Origin of the sequence: Streptomyces clavuligerus, assembly GCF_005519465.1 — a bacterium.
Taxonomy (GTDB): domain Bacteria; phylum Actinomycetota; class Actinomycetes; order Streptomycetales; family Streptomycetaceae; genus Streptomyces; species Streptomyces clavuligerus.
Genome location: NZ_CP027858.1, coordinates 2,935,560 through 2,953,656, shown reverse-complemented (window position 1 = coordinate 2,953,656; position 18,097 = coordinate 2,935,560). Strand labels below are relative to the sequence as shown.

The following is an 18,097-nucleotide window of genomic DNA, read 5'->3' as shown; positions in this document are numbered from 1 at the left end:
CACTCCGCACCGGAGCCCCCGGGCCCGGCGCACCCCGCTGCCGTTCCCACCGCCGCACAGGGTCCGCGGGCTCCCGTGCCCCAGGACGACGGCCTCCCCGGGGTCCATCCCGTGGTGGGCGCCGCCGCCCGCGCCGGAGTCCGGAGCGCCGTCGCTCCTGCGCCCACCGCCCCGGGGCGGCCGGGCCCGGCGGGGCGCGTGGTCCGCAGCGGGTCGCGGGCGTCCGCCGACGTGCCACCTCCGTTCCCGGGACGGGGGGCCTGCCCCACCCGGGAGTCCGGGTGCGCGGTCACCGAGGGCCGGGGGCTGTGGCCGGGACGGTCACCGGGGCCGTCCGGTGGACCGTGCCGGGCCCGCACGGGCCCGGCGTGGCGGCCCGGGACAGGCGCCCGGGCGGGCCCGTACGTTCAAAAGAATCGCGCGGTCAGGGGACCAGGACCACCTTGCCGATGGTCCCCCGGTTCTCCAGCGCCCGGTGCGCGGCGGCGGCCTCGGCGAGCGGGAAGCGCTGCACCGCCGGGCGCAGCCGCCCGTTCGCGGCCTCGGCGAGCGACCGCTCCTCCATCGCGCGCAGCCCGCCGCCGCGCGCCAGCAGCGTGGGCCCGTGGATCATCTCGGAGGTGATGCCCCGTTCGGCCTGCTCCTCCTCGGTGTAGCTGAGCGGGCTGCCCTCGTGCAGTTTCTCGCCCGCCCAGCCGTAGACGACATGCCGGCCGCCGGGGCCGAGGAGATCGACGGCAGCGCGGGCCGTGTCGCCGCCGACCGCGTCGAACACGATGGTGGCGCGGCGCTCGCCGAGCCGGTCGCGGACCCGCGCGGGCCAGTCGGACCGCCGGTAGTCGACGGCGATATCGGCGCCCGATGCCAGGGTGTGGGAGACCTTGGCCGCGCCCCCGGCGAGGGCGACGACGGTGGCTCCGGCGTTCTTGGCGTACTGCGTCAGCAGAGTGCCGATCCCGCCCGCAGCGGCGGTGACGATCACGATGTCGTCCGGTCCCGGCTCGGCGTAGCCGAGGATGCCGAGGACGGTGCGCCCGGTGCCGATCATGGCGACGGCCGCGCCCTCGTCCAGGCCGTCGGGCAGCTCGTGCAGTCGTTCGACCCCGGTGACGGCGAACTCCGCGTAACCGCCGGGGACCATCCCGAGATGGGCGACGACCCGCTTGCCGAGCCAGGCCGGGTCGGTGCCCTCGCCGAGCGCGTCGACGGTGCCCGCGACCTCGCGGCCGGGGACCGTGGGCAGCGGTACCGGTTCCGGGTACGGGCCCTTCTCGCCCCGCCGCAGCGCCGTGTCCAGGACGTGCACCCCGGCGGCGGCGACCGCGATCCGTACCTGGCCGGGCCCGGGGACCGGGTCGGTGATCTCGTCGTACCGCAGGTTCTCGGCGGGGCCGTGGGTGTGGAGGCGGACGGCGCGCATGGCTGGTCTCCCTGGGAGCGGTGGACTCGCTGACAGGGACGAGCCTCCGGCCTCAACCTTGCTTGAGGTCAAGCGCCGGTCTCCGGTGCCGGGCACCCCGGCCCCGGCGCCCGGGGCTCAGACGCGGGGGAAGCGGGCCTGGAGATCCCAGACGACCGGGTTGTCCGCCAGGCCCTCGTGCATGTCGGTCAGATCGGCGAGCACGTCGTGCAGAAAGTCCCGGGCCTCCCGGCGCAGCTCACCGTGGTTGAAGGTCAGCGGCGGCTCGTCCCGGCGGGTCCAGTCCGCCGTCACGTCCACCCAGCCGAAGCGCCGCTCGAAGACCATGCGGTCCGCCGACTCGGTGAAGTCCAGCTCCGCCCACTGCGGCGTCGACGACCGGCTCCCCCGGGGGTCCCGGTCGATCCGCTCGACGATGTCGCACAGCGCCCACGCGAAGTCGAGCACCGGCACCCATCCCCAGGCTGTGGACAGCTCGCGGTCCGTCTCCGGGTCCGCGAGATAGACGTCCCCGCAGAAGAGGTCGTGCCGCAGGGTGTGGGTGTCCGCTTCCCGGTAGTCCGTCTGCGGCGGATCGGGGAAGCGGGACGAGAGGGAGTAACCGATATCGAGCACCCCCCGATGCTCCCACGGGGTCCGGGACGCGGGAGGGCCCGGGGACCGGTGTGGTCCCCGGGCCCTCCCCCGGAGTGAGGGGCGGTGTCCTCCCCGCCCGTCGGCCTCGGCTCAGAAACGGCCGGCCGGGAGCGGCAGCGGGTTCGGGGCCGTGCGGTCGTGGCCCGGGCCCGAGATGCGCGGCACCGGGTTGGTGCAGACGGTGTCCTTGGCCGGGAGCTTGCCGGTGGTGAGGTAACCGGTGATCGTCCGGTCGGCGCAGGGGCTGACACCGGCCAGGTAGACGCCGTGGCCCTCGCCGTTCTTCACGGTGAGCAGCTTGGAGCCCTTGAGGGCCTTGCGCATGCCGAGACCGGCGGTGTACGGGGTCTGGGAGTCCCACTCGTTCTGGACGACCAGCGAGGGAACGCTGTTGTTGATGACGATGCCGGGCTCGACGGAGTCGCCCCAGAAGGCGCAGGGCTTGATGTTGGAGCCGAAGTCGCCGTAGAGCGGGTAGCGGGCCTTGTCGCGGATCGCGTCCTTGCGGTACTGCTCGGTGTCGCGCGGCCAGGCGGCGGAGTTGTCGGCGCAGACCACGGCCCAGAAGGCCGCGTCCATGTTGTCCTCGGGCGGCGGGGCGAAGAAGCGGGGCGCGGGGGCCTGCGACCGCGGGGCGACCCGCTTCACGGGCTTGCCCGCCGCCGCCTTCTTCAGGTCGACGACCGTCCGCGCGGCGCCCTCCACACCGAAGAACTCGCCGCGCAGGAGGTTGCGGAGTCCGGCGCCGTCGTAGGGCTCGCCCTCGAACACGATCGGCTTGCGGTCGGCCTGGGCGACCAGGTCCCAGAAGGTCTTGGTGACGGCGGCCTCGGTCGCGCCCAGCTTGTACCGGGAGTTCCGCTCGGCGGTCCACTGCGCCCAGCGCTTGAACGCGGGCTCCGCGCCCTCCGCCCAGATCTGGATCATGCCGCGCCAGGCCAGCTTCGGGTCGACGGCGCTGTCCAGGACGAAGCGGCCCGTCTTGGTGGGGAAGAGCTGCGTGTAGACGGCCCCGAGCTGGGTCCCGTACGAGTAGCCCAGGTAGTTGAGCTTCTTCTCGCCCAGCACGATCCGCAGGACGTCCATGTCGCGGGCGGTGTTGCGGGTCGTGATGTGCGGCAGCTTCTCGCCCTGCTTCTTGCGGCACTTGTCCGCGACGCCCTTCGCCCAGGCCACGTCCTTGGCGAAGGTCTTCTCCTGGTAGGGGCGGGGCCAGGTCATGTCGCTCTGGGTCAGCCCACAGGTGACGGGCGAGCTGCCGCCGACGCCACGCGGGTCGAAGCCGATCAGGTCGTAGCCGTCCCGGATGGCCCGGGGCAGAGCGTCATGCATGAACAGCGGCATGTCGACGCCGGGCCCGCCGGGTCCGCCGGGGTTGAAGAGCAGCACTCCCTGGCGCTTGCCCGCGACACTCGTCTTGTACCGGGATATCGCGAGGTCCAGCGTCTTGCCGCCGGGGCGCTTGTAGTCCAGCGGGACCTTGATGGTCGCGCACTGGAAGGCGGCGGGAAACGCGGTCGCGCACCGCTTCCAGTTGGGCTTCTGCTTCTCGTACGGGGCCAGCGGGCTCGCCTTCGGCGCCGCCGCGGCGGGCGCGGGCGCGGCACTGGCGATGCCGGGGCCGGCCAGCGATGCCATCACGCTCACCGCCAGCAGAGGTACGAGTCGTCGTCGCACTGGGTTTCCCTTCCCGGTCAACTGTTTGGTCGGGAAGACCCTTTCGTCTCAACGGGTCCGGGGAATCCGCCGTGGAGCCCGTCTTCTCTCAGCCTCCGGTCGTACACGGGGCGCGGATATCGTCCTGTGGAGGTACCAACTCCCCTCCTGGGCGGTGGGGGTGGCGGGTGCCACCTGCTCCATCCCCCGGCACGGGTGTCACCCGTGCCGTCTTTCTCCGGCGGTGCGGGTCACATTCCGCTGAGGCGGTCAGGAGCGCTCCAACTCGGCCAGGAGAAGGCGAAGGGTCAGGGAGTGCTTCTCCGGGGGGAGGGCGGACAGCGCCGCCCTCGCGTGGGCGGCCCCTCCCCGCACATCGCCCGAGCGGGCGAGCATGAGCCCCCGGTGCAGCTCCAGATGGGTGGCGAACCGGGGCAGCGCGGAAGGCAGTTCCCGCGCCGCCGCGTCCTGCGCGGCGACCGCCACGTCCTCGTCCCCGAGCCGGGCCGCGAGCAGCGAGACGAAGACGTTCAGCCGCCACCACGGCACGGCGTAGTCGCTGCTCTCCTCGTAGGACCCGGCCTTGTCGAACACGCGCCGCCCACGCTCCATGAGTTCGCGCGCGGTGCCCACGTCACCCCGCAGCGCCGCCGCATGGGCCTTCCCGAAAACGGCGTTGAGGAGCCCGAGCGACGGCCGGTCGCTGATCGCCATCGCCTGGTCGGCCAGCACATCGGCCACCCCGAGCGACGCCCCCTCGTACCCGAGCGCGATGGCCGCCCGCCCCCGGACCCACACCCGCGTCCCGTCGTCACCGGACCGGTCCGCCGCCTCCGCCGCCATGCGGTACCACCGCACCGCCTTGGAGCCGTCCGAGCCGGGAAACGTCTTGGCGTAGAGCGTCATCAGCCGCGCGGCCACGGACCACAGGCGGGGCTGGTCGAGCTGCTGCTGCACGACGACGAGTTCATGGGCGACGCGCCGCTGGATGTCCTCGGCCCCGAGGCTCATGTACTCCGAGCCGTACCGCAGGAGCTTGGCTTCCCAGTCGTCGACGGACGGGCCTCCCGACAGCCGGGCGGCGAAGCCTGTGCGGAGCAGTTCCGAGGCGACGACCGAAGCCATGGGCGCCCGGACGACACCGGATGCGGGAGCGTCGCCGCTCGCAGGCGCCGGCCGCCCGTGGCGCCGGTCTCCGGCCTCATGAGGATCTCCGCTCAGGGCCCCGATCGTCATGGCTCCATCGTGCTCCTCCTTCCGCGCCCGCGGCTCCTGCCTCGCCCGGTCGGCTGAAACCCTGTCGTGAAACGGCTGGGTGGCCCTGCGCCACCAGTAGATGCTGGAGGCGATTCGTTGTATCCCGAACTCGTTTCGGAGTCTTCCGGGGGGAGTACGTTCTGAGTGTCGACGTCAGAACGGAGCCCCAGCATGAATATGCCTGAAGGCCCTGCCCAGCGCACAGGCGTAGGAGCACGTATCCATGAGTTGCGTGCGCTTCGTGGCTATACCCTGATCGAGCTGGGCAGACGATCAGCGGTTTCTCCGTCGATGCTCTCTCGAATCGAACGCGGTAGTCGAGTGGCGAGCGAGCAGCTTGTCTCATCGGTGGCCCGAGCGCTGAGCGTCAGCGTGACGGTGCTGCACGGCCAGCCGTACATCGAACAGCTTCGCCAAGATCAGTTGGACCGTCTGATCGCACCGCTCAGCATCGCGCTTGACGACTGGGACATTCCGCCGGACGAGGAAGATCCTCAGCCGCGCCCCATCGCGGATCTGCAAGGGGAAATCGCGCGGGTCCAGAAACTCAGAACCGACGCCGCTTATGGTGAATTGGCCGAGCTGCTGCCCGGTCTCCTCGGTGAGCTTTCCCATGCGACGCAACTGCATTCCTCCCCCTCCCGGGCCCGCGAGCAGATTTTCTGGCTCCAGACCGAAGCCGCGCTCGGTGCTTTCAGCGTGGCGTACAAGCTCGGCTATATGGACTTGGCCCGTCTCTCTCTGGCCAGGATGGCCGCTGCCGCCGGACAGTCGGGCGACCCTCGACAGGTGGCGGCGGAGCGGGTCAAGCGGGTCATGCTGCTGGCCGAGGGACCGGCGTTGGATCGCGGAATCCGGCTGGTGCGGCAAGGGTTGAGGGACCTGGAGCCGGACGGTACCGAGAAGACGCACGCCGTCCGGGGCGGCCTCATTCTCAAGGGTGTGCAGCTGCATGGTCTGCGGGGGGACCGGCAGGAAATGGAGGCATGGCTCGAAGAGGCCCGAGGTATCGCCAGAGACATAGGGGAGACGAATCACTACTGCTTTGTGTTCGGTCCGACCAATGTTGAGCAGCACGCCATTGAGGCAGCGGGCGATCGGGATGAACACGGCCTGGCCGTGGAGCTGAGCAACGCGGTCCGTCTGCCGACCGACTATCCGGCGGCTCGTGCCGGTGTCTACTGGATCGACACGGCCCGGTCACAGGCGTTGACCGCCCGGTACGAGGAGGCGCTGGCCTCTCTGGAATCGGCTCGACGGGTATCTCCCCAGCAGACGCGGTACCACCCGACGGTCCGCTCCACGGTGGGAGTGCTTCTTCGGGCGCGCCCCAGCGTCTCCGACAGGCTACGGGCGTTTGCCCAGTGGGGCGGCGTTTAGCGCAAGTAAGCCTAAAAAGCAAGGGGTTGGCGTTGGCTCTCTGTCAACGCCAACCCCTTGCTGTTCCGCAAGGCTGTAAAACGAAGCCGCTGCGCTTGGCCCCGCTGCCGACCCGGTGGGGGCACCGCAGTGCCGTGATCCACCAGTACCCCCATGGAGATGAGCGGTGCGTCAACCACCCCCCAGGTACCCGGAATTCAACCCCTTTGATTTCGGCCCCTGTGCCTGCCCCCGTCCCGACTGCAAGCTGAAGAAGAAGACCCCTGTTGACGGTCCCCAGCTCCCCTCGGGGCATCGCATGGGTCAGCGAGCAACTGAAAGCGACCTGTGCGAAACCGAAAAGTATCTGCCCTGGGCGCAGTGATGATGCTGTCGTTGTGGGCCGTATCCGTGGGGATCATCGCCTTGGCCATCGCCCGTGAGCTGGAAACACTCCGCCTCCCGACGTAATACAGGCGCCCGGGCCTCCCCCCGCGGGGCCGTCCGCATGAGCTGAGGTCAGAGCATGCCCGCCTTGCGGGAGACCGGGGGCCTCAGCGAGGGCGTCGCGCGGTGGGAGGTCTGGTCGTCGACGGCGGTGCAGGTCACGTTCTGGTGCGGGAGGACTCCCGTGATCAGGTAGTCGTTCGCCGACTTCAGGGCGCAGGGGTTGGGGGCGTAGTTGTAGATGCCGTGGCCCTCGCCGCCCTTGACCGAGACCAGCCGGGAGCCCTTCAGGGTCCGGTGCATGCCGAGTCCGTTCGCGTACGAGGTCTGCGAGTCCCACTCGTTCTGGAGGATCAGCGCCTTGGCGGGCTTGTCGAACGTGGTGACGGGCTCGGGCGAGGTGCCCCAGAAGGCGCATGCCTTGACGCTGGACGCGAAGTCGCCGTAGAGCGGATAGCGGGCTTTGTCCCGGATGGCGTCCTCCCGATAGGTGCCCGGGTCGCGGGGCCAGGAGGTGTCGTCGTCACCGCAGGCGATGGACCAGAGGGTGTCCCAGAAGCCCGTCATATCGGGGAAGGCGGGGGTCGCGGGGGCGGGGCCCACCGGCAGGCCGAGGGAGGCTCGGCGCAGGTTCGCCATCGCGTCCGCTCCCTCCTTCACCGAGAAGAACGTGGGCCGCAGGAGGCGGATCGCGTCCCCGTTCCACTCCCGTCCGTGCAGGGAGATCGGCGTACGCTCGGCCTTCCGCACCAGCCCCCAGAAGGTGTCGCGGACCTGGGCGGGTGTGCCGCCCAGGTCGTAGCGGGCGTCGCGCGCGGCCGTCCACCGCGTCCAGCGGGTGAAGGCGGTCTCGGCCTCCGGGCCCCAGGTGCGGAACATGCCGCGCCAGGCCAGCGTCGGGTCGACGGCGCTGTCGAGGATGAAGCGGTCGGCGCGGTGGGGGAACATCTGGGTGTAGACGGCGCCCAGATAGGTCCCGTAGGAGACGCCGATGTACGAGATCTTCCGTTCGCCGAGGACGGCGCGGATGACATCCATGTCGCGGGCGGTGTTCCTCGTCGAGATATGCGGAACGCGCTCGCCCTCCCTCGCTCTGCACTTCTCGGCGATCGAGCGGGACCGGGCGATGTCCCGCTGCTCCGTCTCCGGCTTGTACGGGCTCCAGAAGCCCCCGGCCTTCTCGTCCTCGTCGAGGCCGCAGTTCAACGGGGAGCTGCGGCCGACGCCCCGGGGGTCGAAGCCGATCAGGTCGTACCGTTCGAGCACGGACCGGGGCAGGTCCTTCGCGAAGAGCAGCGGGTCTTCGAGGCCGGAGCCGCCGGGGCCGCCGGGGTTGAAGAGCAGTACTCCGCGGCGCTGCTCCGGGGTGCTGGTGGCGAGGCGGGAGATCGCGACGCCGATCGTCGGTCCGTCGGGCCGCCGGTAGTCCAACGGCATCTGGAGGGTGGCGCACTGGAAGCGGGCGGGCGCCGTGCCGCCGCAGTGCTTCCACGCGGGCTTCTGGGTCTCGTACCACGTTGCCGGAGAGGGCTCGGCCGCCGGGGCGGTCCGGGCGGTCGCCTGCGGTGCCAGCGGGGCCAGCGGGGCCAGCAGCCCCACGGCGAGTGCCGGTATGAGTGCGCGTAAACGCATACGGGGTCCTCTCGTGTGCCGTCCGGTGCCCCGGGGCGGCGCCCCGGGCCGATGCACCATGAACGGATCACTGACGACCTTGCCGTGAACGAAAGCGCCGGGGCATCCACCCCGCGGCGTCATCTTCGTACGACCCCCGTGGTACGGCCGGTCCGGCGCGACATCCGAGGGGTGGAGAAACGACCGGCTCCCCCGACCCCGGTCCTGCCCGCCCGGCGGAACGTCCCGTTCCGGGGAAAACGCCCGCGCCCGCGCGGCGTCCCGTTCCGGGAAACGCCGCAGGGCGGCACCCCCACAAGGGGAGTGCCGCCCTGGACAGCAGCGGAACCGCTGATCCCGGAGGATCAGAAGTCCATGTCACCGCCCGGCATGCCGCCCGGAGCAGCCGCAGCGGCCTTCTCCGGCTTGTCGGCGATGACGGCCTCGGTGGTGAGGAAGAGCGCCGCGATGGAGGCGGCGTTCTGGAGCGCGGAACGGGTCACCTTCGCCGGGTCGAGGATGCCCTCGGCGATCATGTCCACGTACTCGCCGGTCGCGGCGTTCAGACCGTGACCCGGGGTCAGGTTGCGCACCTTCTCGACCACGACGCCGCCCTCAAGGCCGCCGTTGACGGCGATCTGCTTGAGCGGGGCCTCCAGGGCCAGGCGGACGGCGTTGGCACCGGTGGCCTCGTCGCCCGTCAGCTCCAGCTTGTCGAAGACGGCGGAAGCCTGGAGCAGCGCCACGCCGCCACCGGCGACGATGCCCTCCTCGACGGCCGCCTTCGCGTTGCGCACGGCGTCCTCGATGCGGTGCTTGCGCTCCTTGAGCTCGACCTCGGTCGCGGCACCGGCCTTGATGACGGCCACGCCGCCGGCCAGCTTCGCCAGACGCTCCTGGAGCTTCTCGCGGTCGTAGTCCGAGTCGGAGTTCTCGATCTCGGCGCGGATCTGGTTGACGCGACCGGCAACCTGGTCGCTGTCACCGGCACCGTCGACGATGGTGGTCTCGTCCTTGGTGATGACGACCTTGCGGGCGCGGCCCAGCAGGTCCAGGCCGGCGTTCTCCAGCTTGAGGCCGACCTCCTCGGAGATGACCGTGCCGCCGGTGAGGATGGCGATGTCGTTCAGCATGGCCTTGCGGCGGTCGCCGAAGCCCGGGGCCTTGACGGCGACGGACTTGAAGGTGCCACGGATCTTGTTGACGACCAGCGTGGACAGGGCCTCGCCCTCGACGTCCTCGGCGATGATCAGCAGCGGCTTGCCCGACTGCATGACCTTCTCCAGCAGCGGAAGGAGGTCCTTCACATTGCCGATCTTGGAGTTCACGATCAGGATGTACGGGTCGTCCAGGGACGCCTCCATACGCTCCATGTCGGTGGCGAAGTACGCCGAGATGTAGCCCTTGTCGAAGCGCATACCCTCGGTGAGCTCCAGCTCCAGACCGAAGGTCTGGGACTCCTCGACGGTGATGACGCCTTCCTTGCCGACCTTGTCCATGGCCTCGGCGATCAGCTCGCCGATCTGGGTGTCGGCGGCGGAGATGGAGGCGGTGGAGGCGATCTGCTCCTTGGTCTCCACGTCCTTCGCCTGCTCCAGCAGGGCGGCGGAGACGGCCTCGACGGCCTTCTCGATACCGCGCTTCAGGGCCATCGGGTTGGCGCCGGCGGCGACGTTGCGCAGACCCTCGCGGACCAGCGCCTGAGCCAGGACCGTGGCGGTCGTCGTGCCGTCACCGGCGACGTCGTCCGTCTTCTTGGCGACTTCCTTGACCAGCTCGGCGCCGATCTTCTCGTACGGGTCCTCCAGCTCGATCTCCTTGGCGATGGACACACCATCGTTGGTGATCGTGGGCGCGCCCCACTTCTTCTCCAGGACGACGTTCCGCCCCTTGGGACCGAGGGTGACCTTGACGGCGTCGGCGAGCTGGTTCATACCGCGCTCAAGGCCGCGCCGCGCCTCCTCGTCGAACGCGATGATCTTTGCCATGTGAAGTGTCCTCCACGGACTGGTGGGAAGCTCTGGCGGACCGCGCTGGCGCCCGCGACGGACGGCCCTGCACACCCTGTGGGCTCCCGCCCACCCGGCCTGCGGACCTCACCGACCCGGTCCTTCTTTTGTCACTCTCACTGGGAGAGTGCTAACGCCAATGATTAGCACTCGCCTAGGGAGAGTGCAAGCGCCTTGGAGAGAACGGGACCCTCACGGGGGGTGCGGGACCGGCCGGGAACGGGTCCGCGGCCCGGTGCGCGCCCGGGTCCGGAGCCTGCCGGTCCGCGGCGTCCGCCCATGTCTGTGCCGGGGCTCACCCGCCTCTGTGCCGAGTCCCGCGCGCGTCTGTCCGGGGGCTCACCCGCGTCTGCGGCGGGGCTCACTCGCGTCTGTGCCGGGGCCGCGCGGACCCGGGGGCACCTGTCCGGGCCCGGGAACGCATGTGGGGTCCGCACCCCGTCTCCGGGATGCGGACCCCACATGCGTGAGCGTGTCGGTGGCCGATCGCGTCGCAGACCGCCCTCGCGGACGGCGCGGGCTGTCCGGTCCGTCCGGTCCGCGTGCGCGGTCCGTCCGGTCCGGCCCGTGGGCCGCGGCCTGCTCAGGCCGTCAGCTTCACCATGTCAGCCTGCGGGCCCTTCTGACCCTGCGAGATTTCGAACTCGACTCGCTGACCCTCCTCCAGGGTGCGGTAGCCGTCCATCTGGATCGCGCTGTAGTGGACGAATACGTCCGCACCACCGTCGACCGCGATGAAGCCGTACCCCTTCTCCGCGTTGAACCACTTGACGGTGCCCTGAGCCATGCCTAACTCCCCTATTACTGGCCCTTGCGCAGGACCGCACTTCGCGGACCCGGGTCAGATCTCACCCGTTGCGCCAACTCCGTCGAAGACGGGACGAAGGCCCCACAGGTGTGCGTCGGAACGCGTCGACCGCGGCTGAATGTATCTGCCCAACTGCCCTCTGCAACAGGTCAATCGGACGAGAATTCCGGGAGCACAGGAAGGGACAATTGCCGAGAATTCACGAAATTCCAGGGCAAGTCGGGCCCGGCAAAGGAGACTAACAAGACAAAATCAATGAGCACATTGGCTGCTTCTTATCGCGCCCGGGCGCATTCCCATAGGGCGCTCGAAGACTCCGGCCCGGGGGCGTTCCCCAACTGTAGCGCGCTCAACCATGCAGAATTGCCCCCTCCGTTTGTCTTACGGAGGGGGCAATTGAAGTGACGTTGCGTAAGTGCGACGGGTTCAGCCGCCGGCGACCGCGGGGATGATCGAGACACCGGCGCCGTCGGGCGTCGCGGTCTCCAGACCCTGCTCGAATCGGACATCGTCGTCATTGACGTAGACGTTCACAAAACGGCGCAGCTTCCCCGCGTCGTCGAGGACGCGCGCGGCGATTCCGGCGTGGTTCTTCTCCAGGTCGGCGATCACCTCGGCGAGGGTGGTGCCCTCGGCGGGGACCTCGGACCGGCCGTCGGTGTAGGTGCGCAGAATGGTCGGGATGCGGACGGTGACGCTCATGGGGTGCTCCAGGGGTGGTCGTCGTCGGACGCCGTCGGTCGGCGGGGCGGCGGGGGCGTGCGCGGGCCGGGGGCGCGGCTGCCGCGCGGGCGGAACGGGCGGTCGCTCAGTCGGTGGCGAGACCGGCGGCGCGGAACGCCTCCAGGCTCGGCCGGATGGTCGCCGTGGGTCCGCTGGTCGGCGCGACCGCGTCCAGGGTCTTGAGCCCGTCGCCGGTGTTGAGCACGACGGTGGTGAGCGCCGGGTCCAGTACCCCGTTCTCGATCAGCTTCCGGGTCACCCCGACGGTCACGCCGCCCGCGGTCTCGGCGAAGATCCCCTCGGTCCGGGCGAGGAGCTTGATCGCGTCCACGATCTGCCCGTCGGTGACGTCCTCCACCGCGCCGCCGGTGCGGCGGGCGATGTCCAGCACATAGGGGCCGTCGGCCGGGTTGCCGATGGCCAGCGACTTGGCGATGGTGTCCGGCTTCACCGGGCGCACCACGTCGTGCCCGGCCTTGTAGGCGGCCGACACGGGGGAGCAGCCCTCCGCCTGGGCGCCGAAGATCTTGTAGGGGCGGTCCTCGACCAGACCCAGCTTGATCAGCTCCTGGAGCCCCTTGTCGATCTTGGTGAGCTGGGAACCGGAGGCGATGGGGATCACGATCTGGTCCGGCAGCCGCCAGCCGAGCTGCTCGCAGATCTCGTACGCCAGCGTCTTGGAGCCCTCGCCGTAGTACGGGCGCAGATTGACGTTGACGAAGCCCCAGCCCTCGCCGAGCGGGTCGCCGATCAGCTCCGAGCAGAAGCGGTTCACATCGTCGTAGGTGCCCTCGATGCCCACCAGCTCGCCGCCGTAGACGGCGGCCATGACGACCTTGCCCTGCTCCAGGTCGTGCGGGATGAAGACGCAGGAGCGGAAGCCCGCACGGGCCGCCGCCGCGCCGACCGCGCCCGCGAGGTTGCCGGTCGAGGAGCAGGAGAGGGTGGTGAAGCCGAAGGCGCGGGCCGCCTCGACGGCGATCGCCACGACCCGGTCCTTGAAGGAGTGGGTGGGGTTGCCGGAGTCGTCCTTGATGTACAGGCCGCCGGTCACGCCCAGTTCACGGGCGAGGTTGTCGGCCTGCACCAGCTGGGTGAAGCCGGGGTTCAGACTGGGCTTGCCGGCCACGTCGGCGGGGACCGGCAGCAGCGGGGCGTAGCGCCAGATGTTCTTCGGGCCGGCCTCGATCCGCCGCCGCAGCTCCTCCGGGCCGCCCGCGGGCAGCTCGTACGCGACCTCCAGCGGGCCGAAACACGAGACACAGGCGAAGATCGGGCCGAGCGGGAAGCGCTCACCGCACTCGCGACAGGAGAGTGCCGCGGCGGGGCCCAGATCAGGGGCGGGGGTGGTGGAACCGGTGGCGTCGGCGGTGTTTGCGACGGTCTGCACAGCCATGGAGGCGAGGCCCTTTCTCCTCATCTTCCTCATGACGCGTTTCGCCATGAGACGGAATTGGCACCTTCCCGAGCCGGGAGCCCCGCTGCGCTGTGCGCGACGAGACCGGCTGGAGGGTTGCCGGGGCTTCAACGGGCCGTTTCCCTCTGCCCCTCTGGATGAGCGGTATTCGATTGTGGAGGCGTGCGCGGGGTGTCTGTCGGGACAGCCGTCGCAACGCCGGACGCCGGACCCGACATGCGACGGGACTCCGCGTTGTTCAAGACTGTAACGGAAGGTGGGGGCGGCTGAGACAGCCGTCCGAACCGCGAGATGCGTCACACACCGTGGGGAGATGGGCGAACGTGCTCGATGAAGTGGAGCGCTGGCTGAGCAGGCGTTCCTGGTCGGCGGCCGACCGCCCGCTGCCGGGGATCCTGGCCGCCAAGCGTGGGACCACCGTCAGCGTGGTGCTGCCCGCGCTCAACGAGGAGTCGACGGTCGGAGCCATCGTCTCCGTGATCAGACGCGAACTGATGGAGGCCGTTCCGCTTGTTGACGAGCTGGTGGTGATCGATTCCGGCTCCACCGACCGCACCGCCGAACGGGCCGCGGCGGCGGGCGCGCGAGTGGTCCACCGGGACGCGATCCTGCCCCGGATGCCGGCCCTCCCCGGCAAGGGGGAGGTGCTGTGGCGGTCACTCATGGTGACGAGCGGTGACATCGTCTGCTACGTCGACGCCGACCTGGAGGAGTTCTCCGCGGACTTCGTCTCCGGGATCGTCGGACCGCTGCTCACCGACCCCGGGGTGAGCCTGGTGAAGGCGATGTACGACCGTCCGCTGGCCGGGGCGCCCGGACAGGGCGGCCGGGTGACCGAGCTGGTGGCCCGGCCGCTGCTCAATCTGCACTGGCCGCAGTTGGCCGGATTCGTACAGCCGCTCGGCGGCGAGTACGCGGCCCGCCGCTCCCTCCTCGAACGGCTCCCCTTCCCCGTGGGGTACGGCGTCGAGCTGGGACTGCTGGTCGACGCCCTGCACCTGGTGGGCCTGGACGGGCTCGCCCAGGTCGATGTCGGCCGCCGGGTCCACCGCCACCAGGACGGCCAGGCGCTGGGACGGATGGCCGCCGCGATCTACCGCACCGCGCAGCTCCGGCTGAAACCCGGCCATCTGGTGCGGCCCGCGCTCACCCAGTTCGAACGGGGCGCCGACGGGTTCGTCCCGCGCACCCACGCCGTGGACACCGAGGAACGGCCGCCGATGCGGGAGATCCCGGAGTACGCGGCGCGTCGCGCGGCCTGAGCCCGGACCCTCGGTGACCATCCCGTTCATGGGATTCATCGGGTCTTACCTGTGGTTCCTCGTCGGTCTCGGGCTCAGCCTGGCCGCGGCGGCGGCCGTGGGACTCGCCGCCGCCCGGCACCGCCGCGGGCCGAGCGGGCCGAAGGGGTGCCGCCCGGGCCCCATGGCATGGGTGGACGATTCCCCCGGCCCCGGGGGCGAGTGAGGCCCTGCCCCCGTACCCCGTCCCCACGTGGACGTCTGCCTTGGCCCCTGTGCGTGCGCGGACGATGGCCCCGGCCCGGGGCGGTTCCCCCGGGAGGTCCGCCCGGGGTGGGTGAGCCGATGCGATGCGCCCGTATCCCGTCCCCGCGTGGACGACTGCCTCCGCCCCGCCCTGACCCGGCACGCCCGGCGAGTGAGCTGAAGGGGTGCCGCAGGCGCCGCGCGCGCCCCCGTGTTTTTGGGCTGGATGTCCGCCTTGACCCCAGGGCGAGTAAGCCATGGGGCGCGTGGCTGCCGAAAGCGGGGAGCGCGCCCCCGCCCCGCCCGTCTCCAGGACTGGACGATGGCCCCGCACCTCGCCCCTGGGCCGGGCGTTTGCCTTGCCCCTGCGGCGAGTGAGCCGAAGGGGTGCCGCGGGTGCCGAAAGTGGAGAGCGCGCGGAGGTTCCGAGGAACGAGGAACCGAGCACGGTCGACCGTCGGCGCACGCTCTGGCATCCCGGAGGCGAACCGAGCCACAAAAAGGGGCGTCCGTCGGCGCACGCTCCAGCACCCCGGAGGCGAACCGAGCCACAAAGAAAAGGGGACATACGTTTGAGGCGGCGCGGTACGGGCTAGGTTCGCGACATGGTCCCCGAATCGTCCGGCAGGCCGCAGCGCGCCACCGTTCTGGTCGCCTCCAATCGAGGTCCCGTCAGTTACAGCCTCGGCGAGGACGGAGATCTGACCTCCCGGCGCGGTGGCGGCGGGCTGGTTTCCGGGCTTTCGGCCATCGGCTCCGGGGCGGACTCCCTCTGGGTGTGTTCCGTGCTCGGCGCGGGCGACCGGGAGGCCGTGCGGCGCGGGGTCGGCGAGCCCGGGGTGCTCATGCTCGACATCGACGAGGCCACGCACGCCGCCGCGTACAACGGCATCGCGAACTCGGTGCTCTGGTTCGTCCACCATCTGCTCTACCAGACCCCCCTGGAACCCGTCTTCGACTCGGAGTTCCGCCGCCAGTGGGAGGCGTACGAGCGCTACAACGGCGCCTTCGCCCGGGCGCTCGCCGACCGGGCCGCGCCGGGTGCCGCCGTGCTGGTGCAGGACTACCATCTCGCGCTGGTGCCGGGGCTGCTCCGGGAGCTGCGCCCGGATCTGCGTATCGGGCACTTCTCGCACACCCCCTGGGCTCCTGTGGACTATTTCCGGCTGCTGCCCGACGATGTCGCCGGGCAGTTGCTGCGCGGACTCCTCGGCGCGGACCGGACCTGTTTTCTCACCCGCCGCTGGGCCGACGCCTTCGGTGAGTGCGCGGTACGGCTCCTCGGCCCGGACGCCCTGGCCGGGACCCGGATCGGGGTGCACGGTCTCGGCGCGGACGCGGATTTCCTGCGGGAACGGGCCCACCGGCCGGATGTCGAGGAGCGCATGGCCGCCCTGCGCGAGCAGATCGGCCCCGGCCGCCGCACCGTCGTCCGTGTCGACCGCACCGAGTTGTCGAAGAACATCGTGCGCGGGCTGCTCGCCTACCGGCTGCTGCTGCGTGAGCGGCCCGAGTGGCGTGAGCGGGTGGTGCACCTCGCGTTCGCCTACCCCTCCCGCCAGGATCTGGCCGTCTACCGGGAGTACACCGCCGAGGTGCGGCGGCTCGCCGACGCGATCAACGAGGAGTTCGGCACCGAGGGCTGGACCCCGGTCGTGCTCCATGTCCAGGACGACTTCGCCCGTTCGCTCGCCGCCTACCGGCTCGCGGACGTCGCCCTGGTCAACCCCATCAGGGACGGGATGAACCTGGTCGCCAAGGAGATTCCCGTCGTCTCCGACGAGGGCTGCGCGCTGGTGCTCTCCCGGGAGGCGGGTGCCCATGAGGAACTGGGGGAGTGGGCGCTCACGGTCAACCCGTACGACGTGAGCGGTACCGCCGAGGCGCTGCACACCGCGCTGACCCTGCCGGACGGGGAGCGTTCCCGGCGTACCGAGGCGCTGGCCGCTGCGGCGACGGCGCTGCCGCCGGAGCGGTGGTTCCTGGACCAGCTCGACGCGCTGCGGGCCTGAGCGGGCCCGCAGCCGCGAGCGCTCCCGGGAGGGCGGCGGGGGCAGGGCCGTCCGAGTGCTCCCGGGAGGGCGGCGGGGCAGGGCCGTCCGAGTGCTCCCGGGAGGGTGGTCGTCAGAGCCTTTCGGCGAGGGCGGAGAGGAAGCCCACGACCGCCGCCGGGCCGGGGAGCAGCAGGTCGGAGCGGTCGGCCAGTTCGGTGACCTCGGTGCTGCCGCTGCACACCAGCAGCCCCGGCACCCCGTCCGAGCGCAGTTTCTCCACGGCCGCGTACGCGGGGAGGTCGCCCAGGTCGTCCCCCGCGTAGAGCACCGCGTCCGCGCCCGCCTCCCGGGCGTACTCGGCGAGCGCGACGCCCTTGTCCATGCCCGGCGGGCGCAGCTCCAGGACCATCCGGCCCGGCTCCAGGACCAGCCCGTGCCGGGAGGCCAGCACGGCCAGCGGCTCCCGCAGGGCCTCGAAGGCGGCCCGGGGGTCGCCGGCCCTGCGGGTGTGGACGGCGACGGCCCGGCCCTTCTCCTCGATCCAGGTGCCGTTCCACGCCCCGATGGTGTCCAGGAACCCGGGCAGCTCCGCCCGGACGGCGGCCACCCCGGGGTGGGGCGCGGGGGCGGTCACGGTGCCTGTGACGGCGTCCCAGCGCTCCGCGCCGTAGTGGCCGAGGACGACGAGATGCTCCAGGCCGGGGACCCCGGCGAAGCCGCCGTAGCGGACCGCGACCCCGGCGGGACGGCCGGTGATCACCGCGACGGAGGCCACTTTCGGGGCGAGCCGGGCCAGTGCCGGGACCGTCGCCGGGTGGGCGCGGGCCTGCTCCGGGTCGGGCACGATCTCGGCGAGCGTGCCGTCGAAGTCGAGGGCGACGAGGGCCCGTGCGGGCCGTTCCAGCAGTGCGGCGAGACCGTCCCGGCCCGCGGGCGTCGACGGCTCCGGCAGGGGATGCGCATACGGTGGGATGCCCATGGCCCCGACCCTATCGGCGCGCGCGTTTCCCGTCCCTGACACGGCGCAGCCGGTTCACCGTCACCGGGTCGTGGGCGAGCGCGAGCGGGTCGTCGAGCAGGGCGTTGAGCCGCTGGTAGTAGCGGACCGGGGAGATGCCGAGACGCTCGCGTATCGCCCGTTCCTTGGCGCCGGGGCCGGGCCAGGAACCGTGCTCCAGGGCGAGGACGGCCCGGTCCCGCCCGCTGAGCCCGGTGCGGGGCCGCGGGGTGGGGCGGTCGCTGTCTTCGGTCATGAGTCCACCGTAACGGGGAC

At 71.1% G+C, this 18,097-nt stretch carries 16 protein-coding genes and 1 riboswitch; of the genes, 5 read left to right on the top strand and 11 right to left on the bottom strand.

Features of this window, described 5'->3' with window-relative positions; all coding sequences use genetic code 11:
• Positions 1 to 424: 424 nt before the first annotated feature.
• From CRV15_RS12280 to CRV15_RS12265, 4 genes are all read right to left on the bottom strand, one after another.
• The gene (locus tag CRV15_RS12280) at positions 425 to 1,420 is read right to left on the bottom strand and encodes a zinc-binding dehydrogenase (RefSeq protein ID WP_003961289.1); all 996 of its coding nucleotides are present in this window, start codon (positions 1,418 to 1,420) and stop codon (positions 425 to 427) included.
• 117 nt (positions 1,421 to 1,537) lie between these two features.
• Positions 1,538 to 2,035 (bottom strand): hypothetical protein, encoded by a 498-nt coding sequence (locus CRV15_RS12275; protein WP_003953477.1) that lies wholly within the window; start codon positions 2,033 to 2,035, stop codon positions 1,538 to 1,540.
• Between the two features lie 111 nt (positions 2,036 to 2,146).
• The gene (locus CRV15_RS12270) at positions 2,147 to 3,694 is read right to left on the bottom strand and encodes an alpha/beta hydrolase (protein ID WP_009997127.1); all 1,548 of its coding nucleotides are present in this window, start codon (positions 3,692 to 3,694) and stop codon (positions 2,147 to 2,149) included.
• A 288-nt stretch (positions 3,695 to 3,982) separates the two neighbouring features.
• Positions 3,983 to 4,948 (bottom strand): hypothetical protein, encoded by a 966-nt coding sequence (locus tag CRV15_RS12265; protein ID WP_003953475.1) that lies wholly within the window; start codon positions 4,946 to 4,948, stop codon positions 3,983 to 3,985.
• A gap of 192 nt (positions 4,949 to 5,140) precedes the next feature.
• On the opposite strand from CRV15_RS12265, the gene CRV15_RS12260 reads away from it, so the two are divergent.
• Complete coding sequence (locus CRV15_RS12260; protein ID WP_106428602.1) at positions 5,141 to 6,349, top strand: helix-turn-helix domain-containing protein; 1,209 nt, start codon at positions 5,141 to 5,143, stop codon at positions 6,347 to 6,349.
• Positions 6,350 to 6,515: 166 nt separating this feature from the next.
• The gene (locus CRV15_RS36695) at positions 6,516 to 6,713 is read left to right on the top strand and encodes a hypothetical protein (protein WP_003953473.1); all 198 of its coding nucleotides are present in this window, start codon (positions 6,516 to 6,518) and stop codon (positions 6,711 to 6,713) included.
• 134 nt (positions 6,714 to 6,847) lie between these two features.
• On the opposite strand, the gene CRV15_RS12250 is transcribed toward CRV15_RS36695, so the two are convergent.
• The 5 genes from CRV15_RS12250 to thrC all read right to left on the bottom strand — a co-directional run bounded on the left by CRV15_RS12250 (position 6,848) and on the right by thrC (position 13,322).
• Positions 6,848 to 8,407 carry an alpha/beta hydrolase gene (locus tag CRV15_RS12250; protein ID WP_003961292.1) on the bottom strand — a complete coding sequence of 520 codons (1,560 nt, stop codon included), beginning with the start codon at positions 8,405 to 8,407 and terminating at the stop codon, positions 6,848 to 6,850.
• Positions 8,408 to 8,751: 344 nt separating this feature from the next.
• Positions 8,752 to 10,374 carry a chaperonin GroEL gene (groL, locus tag CRV15_RS12245; RefSeq protein ID WP_003953470.1) on the bottom strand — a complete coding sequence of 541 codons (1,623 nt, stop codon included), beginning with the start codon at positions 10,372 to 10,374 and terminating at the stop codon, positions 8,752 to 8,754.
• Positions 10,375 to 10,978: 604 nt separating this feature from the next.
• Positions 10,979 to 11,182, bottom strand: coding sequence for a cold-shock protein (locus CRV15_RS12235; RefSeq protein WP_003953467.1), 204 nt, complete (start codon positions 11,180 to 11,182; stop codon positions 10,979 to 10,981).
• A gap of 447 nt (positions 11,183 to 11,629) precedes the next feature.
• Entirely contained in the window at positions 11,630 to 11,905 is a 276-nt protein-coding gene (locus CRV15_RS12230; RefSeq protein ID WP_003953466.1) for a MoaD/ThiS family protein, read from the bottom strand.
• 106 nt (positions 11,906 to 12,011) lie between these two features.
• Positions 12,012 to 13,322, bottom strand: a complete 1,311-nt coding sequence (thrC, locus tag CRV15_RS12225; RefSeq protein ID WP_009997129.1) for a threonine synthase — start codon at positions 13,320 to 13,322, stop codon at positions 12,012 to 12,014.
• A gap of 17 nt (positions 13,323 to 13,339) precedes the next feature.
• A riboswitch (SAM riboswitch) is annotated at positions 13,340 to 13,487 on the bottom strand.
• Positions 13,488 to 13,666: 179 nt separating this feature from the next.
• On the opposite strand from thrC, the gene CRV15_RS12220 reads away from it, so the two are divergent.
• The 3 genes from CRV15_RS12220 to CRV15_RS12210 all read left to right on the top strand — a co-directional run bounded on the left by CRV15_RS12220 (position 13,667) and on the right by CRV15_RS12210 (position 16,842).
• A complete protein-coding gene (locus CRV15_RS12220; protein ID WP_003953464.1) occupies positions 13,667 to 14,605 on the top strand; it encodes a glucosyl-3-phosphoglycerate synthase in 939 nt (312 codons plus the stop codon).
• Between the two features lie 28 nt (positions 14,606 to 14,633).
• Complete coding sequence (locus CRV15_RS35910; RefSeq protein WP_157849175.1) at positions 14,634 to 14,810, top strand: hypothetical protein; 177 nt, start codon at positions 14,634 to 14,636, stop codon at positions 14,808 to 14,810.
• A gap of 625 nt (positions 14,811 to 15,435) precedes the next feature.
• Positions 15,436 to 16,842, top strand: a complete 1,407-nt coding sequence (locus tag CRV15_RS12210) for an alpha,alpha-trehalose-phosphate synthase (UDP-forming) (protein WP_003953463.1) — start codon at positions 15,436 to 15,438, stop codon at positions 16,840 to 16,842.
• Positions 16,843 to 16,954: 112 nt separating this feature from the next.
• Here CRV15_RS12210 and otsB read toward each other — a convergent pair whose 3' ends face one another.
• Together otsB and CRV15_RS12200 are read right to left on the bottom strand one after the other, a co-directional pair.
• Positions 16,955 to 17,803: a trehalose-phosphatase gene (gene otsB / locus CRV15_RS12205; protein ID WP_003953462.1), complete on the bottom strand. Its 849-nt coding sequence runs from the start codon at positions 17,801 to 17,803 to the stop codon at positions 16,955 to 16,957.
• A gap of 10 nt (positions 17,804 to 17,813) precedes the next feature.
• Positions 17,814 to 18,077, bottom strand: a complete 264-nt coding sequence (locus tag CRV15_RS12200; RefSeq protein ID WP_003953461.1) for a DUF3263 domain-containing protein — start codon at positions 18,075 to 18,077, stop codon at positions 17,814 to 17,816.
• Between the last annotated feature and the right edge of the window lie 20 nt (positions 18,078 to 18,097).

Coding starts and splice junctions, on each gene's coding strand:
- CRV15_RS12210 (WP_003953463.1), top strand. CDS start 15,436: ATGGTCCCCGAATCGTCCGGCAGGCCGCAGCGCGCCACCGTTCTGGTC.
- CRV15_RS12280 (WP_003961289.1), bottom strand. CDS start 1,420: ATGCGCGCCGTCCGCCTCCACACCCACGGCCCCGCCGAGAACCTGCGG.
- CRV15_RS12265 (WP_003953475.1), bottom strand. CDS start 4,948: ATGACGATCGGGGCCCTGAGCGGAGATCCTCATGAGGCCGGAGACCGG.
- groL (WP_003953470.1), bottom strand. CDS start 10,374: ATGGCAAAGATCATCGCGTTCGACGAGGAGGCGCGGCGCGGCCTTGAG.
- thrC (WP_009997129.1), bottom strand. CDS start 13,322: ATGGCTGTGCAGACCGTCGCAAACACCGCCGACGCCACCGGTTCCACC.
- CRV15_RS12250 (WP_003961292.1), bottom strand. CDS start 8,407: ATGCGTTTACGCGCACTCATACCGGCACTCGCCGTGGGGCTGCTGGCC.
- CRV15_RS35910 (WP_157849175.1), top strand. CDS start 14,634: ATGGGATTCATCGGGTCTTACCTGTGGTTCCTCGTCGGTCTCGGGCTC.
- CRV15_RS12235 (WP_003953467.1), bottom strand. CDS start 11,182: ATGGCTCAGGGCACCGTCAAGTGGTTCAACGCGGAGAAGGGGTACGGC.
- CRV15_RS12230 (WP_003953466.1), bottom strand. CDS start 11,905: ATGAGCGTCACCGTCCGCATCCCGACCATTCTGCGCACCTACACCGAC.
- otsB (WP_003953462.1), bottom strand. CDS start 17,803: ATGGGCATCCCACCGTATGCGCATCCCCTGCCGGAGCCGTCGACGCCC.
- CRV15_RS12270 (WP_009997127.1), bottom strand. CDS start 3,694: ATGGCATCGCTGGCCGGCCCCGGCATCGCCAGTGCCGCGCCCGCGCCC.
- CRV15_RS12260 (WP_106428602.1), top strand. CDS start 5,141: ATGAATATGCCTGAAGGCCCTGCCCAGCGCACAGGCGTAGGAGCACGT.
- CRV15_RS12200 (WP_003953461.1), bottom strand. CDS start 18,077: ATGACCGAAGACAGCGACCGCCCCACCCCGCGGCCCCGCACCGGGCTC.